This window comes from Streptomyces sp. NPDC002690, from assembly GCF_053592415.1.
On sequence record NZ_JBSFVR010000297.1, the window covers coordinates 1 to 9419 of the forward strand.

Genomic DNA, 9419 nt, shown 5'->3' on the forward strand with positions numbered 1-9419 from the left:
GCCCTGTGGGGCTGCCTGCTCGGACTGATCATCCGTCAACAGGTGGTCGCCGTGGTCGTGATGCTGCTGAGCACCTGGCTGGTCAGCGGCGGCCTCCAACGACTGGTCCCCGAAGTCGGCAGGTTCACCATCGACGAGGCGATGGCCGCGGTCTACCAGGACAGCTCCACCGCCGGGCTGCTCCCCACACCCTGGGCGATCGTCGTGCTCGCCGCCTGGATCGCCGCCGCCGCCGTGGCGGGCCGCGCGTTCTTCGTCCGCAGGGACCTACCGTGAAACTCGCCCTGAAGCGCCCGGAACCCGTGGTGCCCGTGCTCCCCCCGCTGCCCGAGCGCCCCGCCCTGGCGGACGAGGTGCTGGTGCACGAACCGGCGGGCGAAGGCGCCCCGTGGATCGTGCAGTTCGGCGCCGGGCGGTACCTGCGGGTCGGCGCCGGGATGGCCCGGCTGCTGCGCTCGGCGGACGGGACGAACACCGCCGAGGACATCGCGGAGCACCTGGGCCGCCCCTGGACCGCCGAACTGGTCGGCGAGGGACTGCTGCGCGCGCAGAAGATGGAGCTGCTCCAGGACCCGGCGCGCGAGCCCGTACGGACCCGGCGGTTCGCGTTCGTACCGCCGCTCACCTTCCAGTACACCGTGGTGCGCCCGGACCGCCTCCTCGCCCGTCTGAGGCCCCTGACGGCCCGGCTGGCACACCGGGCGTGGGCGGTGGCGCTGATGGCCCTGGTGGCCGGCGGTCTGCTGAGTGTCGCCTTCCAACTGCCCACCGCCACCGACGCGCTGAGCGGTCCGCTGCCGGTCTGGGCCCTGGTCGCGCTCGTCGTCGTCACCTATCTGGGCACCGCGCTGCACGAGATGGCGCACGGGGCGGTGCTGAGCCACTACGGCGGCAAGCCCAGCCGGATGGGCGTCATGCTCTTCTACCTGACCCCCGCGTTCTTCTGCGACGTCACGGACGGCTGGCGGCTGCCGAACGGCGCCCAGCGGGTACGCATCGCGCTCGCGGGCATCACCGTGCAGGCCGCCATCGGCTCGGCGGCCGGGCTCGCCTCGGCGGGCGTGGCCCTGGCCGGGGGCAGCGGCACCCTGCGCGAGCTGCTGCTCCTGCTGACCGTCACCAGCTTCCTCTCCGGCTTCTTCAACGCCGTCCCGTTCATCAAGCTCGACGGCTACCTCGCGCTCATGAGCCACCTGGACGTCTCGCACCTGCGCGACCGGTCGATGGCCGACGCCCGGCGCTGGGCCGCGAAGGTGCTCTTCGGCGGGCGGTACGAGAAGACGGTGCCGGAGCTGGGCTGGGCCCCGCTCTTCGGGCTGGCCTGCATGGTCTTCCCGCTGTACGTCCTGGGCACCGCGTTCACGCTCTGGCGCTCGATGCTGGAGAACATGGGCCTGGTCGGCGCGGTCGTCGTGTCGCTGGCGCTGCTCGCCCTGCTGACCCGGTGCTGCACGGGCGCCCTGCGCCTGGGCGCCGAGGCGCTCGCCGCCGGGGCGGCCCGGTGGCGGATCGCGGTGGTGTCGCTGGCCGCACTCGCTGCCGTGGCGGCCGTCGCCGTGGGGGTGACCCTCCCGTACACGGTGACCGGCGGGTTCGTGAACGACGACGGCCGGGTGGTGTTCGTGGCGACGGGCGCGGCCGACCTGGACGCGGTCGCCCCGGGCGCGAAGGTGCGCCTGACGGGCAGCGGGATCGTGCTGCACGAGGAGGTGGGCGAGGCGGAGGTGGTCTCCGCCCGACCCACCGACGTCTCCGCGCCCTTCTCCGTGTTCGCCCCGGTCACCGGGCTGGACGCGATGGCCCTCCCGGCCACCGGCATCGAACTGCGCACCGACGCGCCGCCCTCGCGGTCCACCGGGCTCGCCGAGATCGAGGCGGGCCGCCGCAACCTCGGCGAGTGGCTCTACCTCCGCTACCTCGCCCCGTTCTGGCGCTGACGCGGGCCGGCCCTCCCCGTACGACATCCCCGTGGACGACGGGCCCCTCCTTCACGGCGACGGCCGCCCGGTGACCGCGCTCCCTCCCTGCTCCCAAGGCGGTTGATCATGGACATACTTCGGCATCTGGCGCACTGCCCGCCCGGCACGCCGTTCTTCGACCGGGACGACGCGGACAGCGCGGCGCCGGACGACTACCCCGCCGTGTCGAAGCCGGCGCCGGAGGGCTGGTCGCTCCACACCGGGCCGGACTGGGCGATGCTGACCCCGCCGGATCACCAACTGCCGCCACAGGGCTGGAAGATCCACGTGTCGGCGGTGTCGGAGAACGCCGAGAGGGTCCTGGAGCGCTGCCAGGAGTACCTGGTGCCGCAGGGGATCGCGTTCAAGTTCATCCGGAGCCGGAAGGTGCTGCTGCGCCGGAACGGCAAGTACGGCGACCGCAGCGCCTCCGGCAAGTTCGTCACGATCTACCCCCGGGACGAGGAGAGTCTCGCCCGCGTCCTGGACGAGCTGGGCACCCTGCTGGACGGCGAGGCGGGCCCGTACATCCTCAGCGACCTGCGCTGGCGGTCCGGGCCGCTGTACGTGCGCTACGGCGGGTTCGTCGCGCGGACCATGAAGACGGCGACCGGCGAGACCGTGCACTGCATCGAGGACCCGGAGGGGAACCTGGTGCCCGACAAGCGGCTGCCCGCCTTCCGGCCGCCGGAGTGGGCGACGCTGCCCGCGTGCCTGGAGGAGGCGCTGCGGGACCGCAACTCGGGCACCCTGGACGACTTCCCGTACCGCGCCGAGAAGGCCCTGCACTTCTCCAACGGCGGCGGCGTCTACCGGGGCTCCGACCTGCGGACCGGGGAGCCGGTGCTGCTGCGGGAAGCCCGTCCGCACTCCGGGGTCGACACCCACGGCAACGACGCCGTCGCACGGCTGGAGCACGAGCACGCCTGCCTGGAGAAGCTCGCCGGACTGCGCTGGTTCCCCCGGCTGATCGAGGCCCGCAAGGGTCACGAACACCATTTCCTGGTACGGGAGTTCATTGAGGGGGACACGCTCGCCGCAGCCCTCACCCGCAGGCTCCCGCAGGCCCCTGAGGCCGACCCGGAGGGGACAGCCGCCTACACCCGGTGGGCCCTGGACGTGCTCGCGGACATCGAGCAAGGCGTCACGGCGATGCACGGGCGGGGCGTCTTCTTCGGCGACCTGCACCCCGGCAACGTCCTGGTGCGCCCCGACGACACCGTCGTCTTCATCGACCTGGAGACGGCGACGACCGACCCGGACACCGCGCAGATCCACGCGGCCCCCGGTTTCGGCGCCCCCGCCGGGCACCGGGGCCCGGACATCGACCGGTACGCTCTCGGCTGCCTGCGGGTCGCCCTCTTCGCACCGCTCACCACGCTCATGGGCTGGGGCCCGCAGAAGGCCGAGCAGCTGATCACCCACATCGCCGCCCGGTACCCGCTGCCCGAGGACTGGGGCGACCGGGTCCGCGCCGACCTGACGCCGCACGCCCCGGCCGCCGACGCGACGGCACAGGCGGCACAAGTGGCACAGGCAGCACAGGGTGCGCAGGGTGCGCAGGGTGCGCAGGGTGCGCAGGCGGTACCGGGTCCGCAGGGATCACGCGACGCCCTCGCCGAGGGCATCGAGGCGACCGCCACCCCGGACCGCACGGACCGGCTCTTCCCCGGTGACGCGACGCAGTTCCTGCTGCCCGGCGGCGGCGCGAACCTCGCGTACGGCACGGCCGGGGTGTTGTGGGCCCTCGCCGAGTCCGGAAGGGAAGTGCCCGAGGCGCACGTGGACTGGCTGGAACACTCCGCCGCCGGGACCACCGACGCGCTGCCCGGGCTCTGGACGGGCCTGGCCGGTACCGCCTCCGCGCTGCTGCGGCTGGGCCGGACGGACACCGCGACCGCGCTGCTCGCCCAGGTCCGCGCGATGGATCCGCCCAACGACAGCTACTTCGACGGGCTCGCCGGCATCGCGCTCGCCCAGCTCCACCTGGCCCGCGCCACCGGCGACGAGGACGCCCTGAAGTACGCGACGGCCGCGGGCGAACAGCTCACCGCGCGCGCCGCCGCGACCCCGCCACGCCGGGGGCAGTCGGGCCTCATGCGGGGCCGGGCAGGCGGCGCGCGACTGCTCCTCGCGCTGTACGGGCAGACCTCGGACACCGCCTGGCTGGACGCGGCCCGGGAGCTGCTCGCCACCGACGTGACGGCCCTCGGCTGGACCGGGGACCCGTCCGGAGACGCCGAGGGCTGGGCGCCCAACGCGCCTGGTGGAAGGCCCCTGTTAGCCGCCGGCGGCGCGGGTACCGCGCTGGTCCTCGCCGACTACCTGGAACACCGCGAGGACCCGCGGTTCACCCTGGTCGTCGGGAGCGTCCGGGTCGCGGCCCGGGAGGCCGTACCGCGTACCGCCGGGCTCTTCCACGGCTGGGCGGGCGCCGCCCTCACCCTGCGGCGGCTCGGCGAGGAACCCTCCGGGCGCCTGCTGGACGTACTGGACCTCTACCGGGTCGAGTACGCCGGGCGGCCCGCCTTCCTCGGCCACGAGAACCTGCGGCTCTCCACCGACCTCGCCACCGGCGGGGCCGGGGTCCTGCTCGCCCTGGGCGCGGCGGACGGCGGGCCCGCCGCGCTGCCCTTCTGGTGAGCCCGCGCGAGGGCGGCGCGGAGCCCCGTCCGGACCGCACGGCACACCGGCGCGCACCCCGGGTGACCGTGGTCTGTCCGACGTACAACCGGTCGCAGGCGATCACCCGGACCATCGACTCCGTCCGGGCCCAGACCGTCGAGGACTGGGAGCTCCTGGTCGTCTCGGACGGCTGCGACGACGACACCGAGGAGTGGGTGGCGCGGGCCGCCCGGGAGGACCCCCGGGTACGGCTGGTCCGCATCGCGCGGACCGGCCACCCGAGCGGCCCGCGCAACGCCGGGCTGGCCGGGGCCCGGGGCGCGTACACCGCCTACCTCGACCACGACGACACCTGGCACCCGCACCACCTGCACGTGGTCCTCGGACTGCTGGACGGCGGAGCCGGCCTGGCGGCCTCCGGGTGCGAGTACCGGGACGCGGCCGGGGACCCCGCCGCCGGGCTGCCGCCGCTCTCCTGCTGCTGGCATCCGCAACTCCAGCTCATGGGGCCGATGTTCGAGCCCTCGCGGGTGGCGCACCGGAGCGGGCTGGTGGAGTCGGTGGGCGGCTGGCGGGCGGGGGCGGGGCTGGAGGACTGGGACCTCTGGCTGCGCCTCGCCGACGCGGGTCACACCTTCGCCACCGCGCTGGAGCCCACGGCGGTACTCCTCACGGACGGCGGGACCCGCCGGCACCGGATGGCCCGGCCGCACCGGATGCCGCTGGTCCACCTCGCCGACGCGCGGGCCGCGCACACGCTGCTCGGGGAGCTGCGCACGGGACGGTACGACGAGACGTTCCGCGCGGCCTGCCGCGAGGACATGCGGGAGTGGTACGCGGACATGGCGCGCGACGGGGGGTTCGTACGCCCCGGCGACTGGCACGGCGACCTGGAGGACGAGATCGACCGGGTGGTGGGCGGCGCGGGCAAGCTCTTCGAGGAGCTGGTCCTCGTGCCCGACCGGGGCCGCTTCGCCCTCGCCCGGAACCTCCTCTGCGCCCGCCCGGAGCACGCCCGCCGCGCCACCGCCCTGCTGCCCGCCGTCCAGCCCCGTCAGCTGCGACTGCTGACGGCGCTGGCGGCGGAAGCGGAGTCGCGGGCTGAAGCGACGAACGGTTCCTCGCGGCAGCCGGCCCGACCTTCCGGCGGGACCGTCAGGACGGCAGGGACGGCAGGGGCCGCAGGGACGGCAGAACGGGGCGGGCCGGGGGAGCAGGACGCGCCGGGCGAGCAGGAGGGGTTGGTCTCAGATCCAGCCCTTGTCCCGGGCCAGTAGTGCGGCCTGGAAGCGGGTGGCCGCGTTCAGGCGGTGCAGCAGCCGGGCAACGTGCCCCCGGTAGGTACGTACCGAGATGCCCAGCTCGCGGGCGCCCGCCTCGTCCTTGTCGGTCCGGGCCATGATCTGGAGCACCTTCAGCTGGAACTCCTCCAGCCGGTCCCGTTCCGCACCGCCGCCCAACAGCGCTGCCACGTCGGCCGCGTGGGCCCAGGACCGTTCGACGAACGACCTGAGGGTCTGGACCAGCCCCTCCTGGCGGATCAGCACCGCGCGCTGGTCCGGCGCGTCGGGGACCGACTGCACCAGTGCGGCGCTCTGGTCGAAGATCAGCACCCGCTCGAACATCCCGTCCAGCACCCGCAACTGGGCTCCGTGCTCGATCACTTCCCGGAAGTGGCCCGCCGAGACGGGGTCCCGCAGGGCCGAGCGGTGCACCAACGCCCTTACGGTGACCCCGCGCCGCAGACACCTCAGGTCGGACTCGCGCGCCATGGCGGCGCATTCGGGTGTCAGCGTGCGTGACGGCTGCATCACCAGCAGCTCCCGGCGGGCGAAGTAGGCGAGCTCGCCAACCCGTTCGTAGAGCAGGCCCGCCCCCTCCAGGGTCTCAACCTCCTCGCGCACACCCTCCTGCCCTTGCCAGTAGAGGACTTGACGTACGAGGGAGTGACTGGTGGACAGGATCTCGCGCTGCTCGTCCTGAAGAGCCCGGATGCGCTGTTCGGCGAGCTTGCCCACCCCGATGCCGGGGTCCACGGGAAACGCCTCGCCGTCCGCGCCGATATGGACCATGCCCTGCTGATCCAGTCGCTTCAGGGCGAGTTGGAGATCGTGGCCCCCCATACCGAGCGCCGGGCCCAGATCCTCGACGGTGGCGCCGGGGCGTCTCAGCAGCGCCCGGTACACGGATTCGTCGAGCGGTTGCACTCCCAATACGGCCAGTTCCGACCCATCCATACGTTCCCCCGTAAAGAGATGACGACCTCTTACACGTACGCGTGCAAACCCTCACATTTGCTCTCTGATCATGTCAATTCCTGTGAGGCTCCTGTGAGGACATTGCACACTGTGCCCCCTGGGACAGTTAGCTACTCGTGAAACCGGCAACTAGCCGATCCGGTGAGCACTGACAAGGAGGCGCAACCGCCCCTCACGGGTTCGCCACACACCCTCCCCTGACGGAACCCGTACGCGGTCCCGCGGCAACGGCCGGGGAACCAGGTGCCCGGGTGGGACGTATTGAGGGAAAGTCGGGGGCCCATCGCGGGCAACGAGGGAAGAGGGGTCCGATGGACATGGGACTGACCGTCGGCGAGCGGATCGCACTGCTCGGGCTGGATCAGCAGGACGGCACACCGCATGACCAACTGCGGGTGGGAGCCGCGGTCGCGGCGGCCCCGCTGCTCCAACTCACCCGGCAGGGCGGGGTGGTGGTGCACGAGGGCAAGCTCGTCACCGCGGACGGCCCGGCACCCGGGGAACCGCTCGCCGCCGCGGTGGCGGCCCAGGTGCGCGAACACCCCGAGGCCCGGCCTCAGGCATGGCTGCTGGCGGTGCGGGACCAGGCGGTCACCGCCGCGTACGACGGGCTCCGGGCCAAGGGCGTGGTCCACCGGGAGGGCCGCAAGCTGCTCGGCGCCTTCGGCTCGTACCGCTACCCGGTGGCCGACGCCTCGGTACCCCGGGCCCTGCGCGGCGAACTCGCCGGGGTGGTGCTCGACGGCGCGACGGCCGGTCCGGAGACGGCGGAGCTGATCACCTTGCTCCACCACGCGGGCCTGCACGCCCGCGCCCTGCCGGACGCCGACCTCGCCGTGGTGAAGGAGCGCATGGGCGAACTGGCCGCCAGGACGGGCGCGTCCGCAGCGGTGGGCGAGGCCGTCTCGGCGGCACTCGCCGCCCTGACCGTGCTGCTGGTGAGCATCCCGGGCATCGCGGCGGGCTGACGGGCGCGGGGCCGACCCGGCGGACGGCGAACTGACGGGCGCGGGCGGCGGGTGTCAGGGTGTTGACGATCAGCTCGTCGGCACCGTGCGAAGCGGCGAGCGCCGTGAGCGTGCGGTGGACCTCCTCGGGGACGCCGGAGAGAAGCGCCGCGCGGTGGATCTCCGCCCGGTCCAGCTCCTCCTCCGTCCACCGGTGGCGGCGCGAGGTCGCGGCGAGCTCGGCCGTCGCCCCGTACCACTCGGCCGAACTCCCACCCCGCCGGCTCCCGCCGTGGGCCCGGACCAGCCGGCCCGGAGGTGCGGTCGCGGGCAGGAAGGTACGGGCGGGGAGGGGCCGGCCGGGGAGGAGATCCGGATCTCCCCGCCGTGCACCGCCGGAGGCCAGGGGGCACCCACATGTTCGGGTGTCGGGTGAGTCGTCATCAGAGGTTCCTCTCTCCTTCTCGGCGAGCGGGCGGCGAACGGCGGGCGAGCGGGCCGACGGGCGGCACCGGGATTCCGGGGTGCCGGGTTCCGGGGTGCCGCCCGTCCGCGTACGTCCGCCGCCGGGGTCGGTGGGCCACGAGGGAGAGCCACAAGAGGTGTACGTCTGCACACTGTTGCCCGCGGTTCAGCCGAACCGGCCTTCCACGGCGGGCTTCCGGGTCCGCAGGAAGAGGAAGGAGGTCAGGATTCCGAGGACGACCACCGCCGTGTTCACGATCACCGCGGTCGTGATCCCGTCGTGGATGTCGGTGTTCGCGGCGGCGATGGCCGACATGACCGGCGTGCCCATCGTGATGCCGATCTGCTGGGTCATCGTCGCCAGGCCGGTCGCCATGCCCTGCTCGTGGTCGGCGAGGCCGGTGGTGGCCGTGACCATGAAGCCGACGATCACCAGCATGTTTCCCACCCCGCCCGCGAAGGTGGCCGCCAGCAACAGCCACATGCTCGAACCGGTCTCGCCCAGGCCCACCAGGGAGAGCGTCGCCACCGCCTGGAGCGCTCCGCCGATCAGCAGCGTCGACCGGGTCGACGTCGCCCCGATCACCCGGGGTGCGATCGAACCGCCCACCACCGTGCCGACCCCCAGCACACCGAACGACAGCCCGGCCGTCAGCGGCGAGAACCCGAGGACCTCCTGGAGGTACAGCGTCATCAGGAAGACCAGGCTCGTCTCCGTGAGGAAGGCGATCGCGCCCGCCACGTTCCCCCAGGCCACCGTCCGCTTCTTCAGCACCGAGACCGGCACCAGCGGGCTCGACGCCCTGGACTCCACCGCGTAGAACACCAGCAGCAGCACCACGCCCGAGGCCAGCCAGCCGAGTGCGGCACCGGAGCCCCAGCCGTGCTCACCTGCCTGCGTCAGACCGAACACCAGCGCCAGCAGGCCCAGCGTCACCGACACCGCACCCGGCACGTCCAGCTTCGGACGGACCACCGGGCGGGACTCCTTGATCACCGTCGGGGCGATCACCAGCACCGCGATCGCGACCGGCACGTTGATGAAGAACGACCAGCGCCACGACAGGAGGTCGGTCAGCACCCCGCCCAGGATCGCGCCGGTCGTGAACCCCGCCGACATCAACGCCCCGTTCAGGCCGAGTGCCTTCTGCCGCAGCGGTCCCTCG

6 protein-coding genes and 1 pseudogene are annotated in these 9419 nt (G+C 73.4%); 5 read left to right on the forward strand and 2 right to left on the reverse strand.

Translation table 11 applies throughout. The features are described 5' to 3' along the window. The 4 genes and pseudogenes from ACWD3D_RS27935 to ACWD3D_RS27950 all read left to right on the forward strand — a co-directional run. Positions 1 to 276 (forward strand): annotated as a pseudogene (locus ACWD3D_RS27935) (ABC transporter permease); the annotation flags it as partial. After that, on the forward strand, positions 273 to 1937 hold the full coding sequence (mpaP, locus tag ACWD3D_RS27940; protein ID WP_451463553.1) for a daptide biosynthesis intramembrane metalloprotease: 1665 nt from the start codon (positions 273 to 275) through the stop codon (positions 1935 to 1937). The pseudogene ACWD3D_RS27935 and the gene mpaP, both read left to right, overlap by 4 nt. Before the next feature lie 108 nt (positions 1938 to 2045). Then, positions 2046 to 4601 carry a class III lanthionine synthetase LanKC gene (gene lanKC, locus ACWD3D_RS27945; protein WP_451463554.1) on the forward strand — a complete coding sequence of 852 codons (2556 nt, stop codon included), beginning with the start codon at positions 2046 to 2048 and terminating at the stop codon, positions 4599 to 4601. Positions 4602 to 4669: 68 nt separating this feature from the next. Then, entirely contained in the window at positions 4670 to 5860 is a 1191-nt protein-coding gene (locus tag ACWD3D_RS27950) for a glycosyltransferase family 2 protein (protein ID WP_451463555.1), read from the forward strand. On the opposite strand, the gene ACWD3D_RS27955 is transcribed toward ACWD3D_RS27950, so the two are convergent. After that, complete coding sequence (locus tag ACWD3D_RS27955; protein WP_451463556.1) at positions 5831 to 6820, reverse strand: helix-turn-helix transcriptional regulator; 990 nt, start codon at positions 6818 to 6820, stop codon at positions 5831 to 5833. The genes ACWD3D_RS27950 and ACWD3D_RS27955 overlap by 30 nt on opposite strands. A gap of 332 nt (positions 6821 to 7152) precedes the next feature. On the opposite strand from ACWD3D_RS27955, the gene ACWD3D_RS27960 reads away from it, so the two are divergent. After that, positions 7153 to 7809: a GOLPH3/VPS74 family protein gene (locus ACWD3D_RS27960; protein ID WP_451463557.1), complete on the forward strand. Its 657-nt coding sequence runs from the start codon at positions 7153 to 7155 to the stop codon at positions 7807 to 7809. A gap of 610 nt (positions 7810 to 8419) precedes the next feature. Here the strand turns inward: ACWD3D_RS27960 and ACWD3D_RS27965 are convergent. Continuing rightward, a partial coding sequence (locus ACWD3D_RS27965) for an MFS transporter (RefSeq protein ID WP_451463558.1) occupies positions 8420 to 9419 on the reverse strand: 1000 nt, incomplete at its 5' end.

Coding starts and splice junctions, on each gene's coding strand:
- ACWD3D_RS27960 (WP_451463557.1), top strand. CDS start 7,153: ATGGACATGGGACTGACCGTCGGCGAGCGGATCGCACTGCTCGGGCTG.
- lanKC (WP_451463554.1), top strand. CDS start 2,046: ATGGACATACTTCGGCATCTGGCGCACTGCCCGCCCGGCACGCCGTTC.
- ACWD3D_RS27955 (WP_451463556.1), bottom strand. CDS start 6,820: ATGGATGGGTCGGAACTGGCCGTATTGGGAGTGCAACCGCTCGACGAA.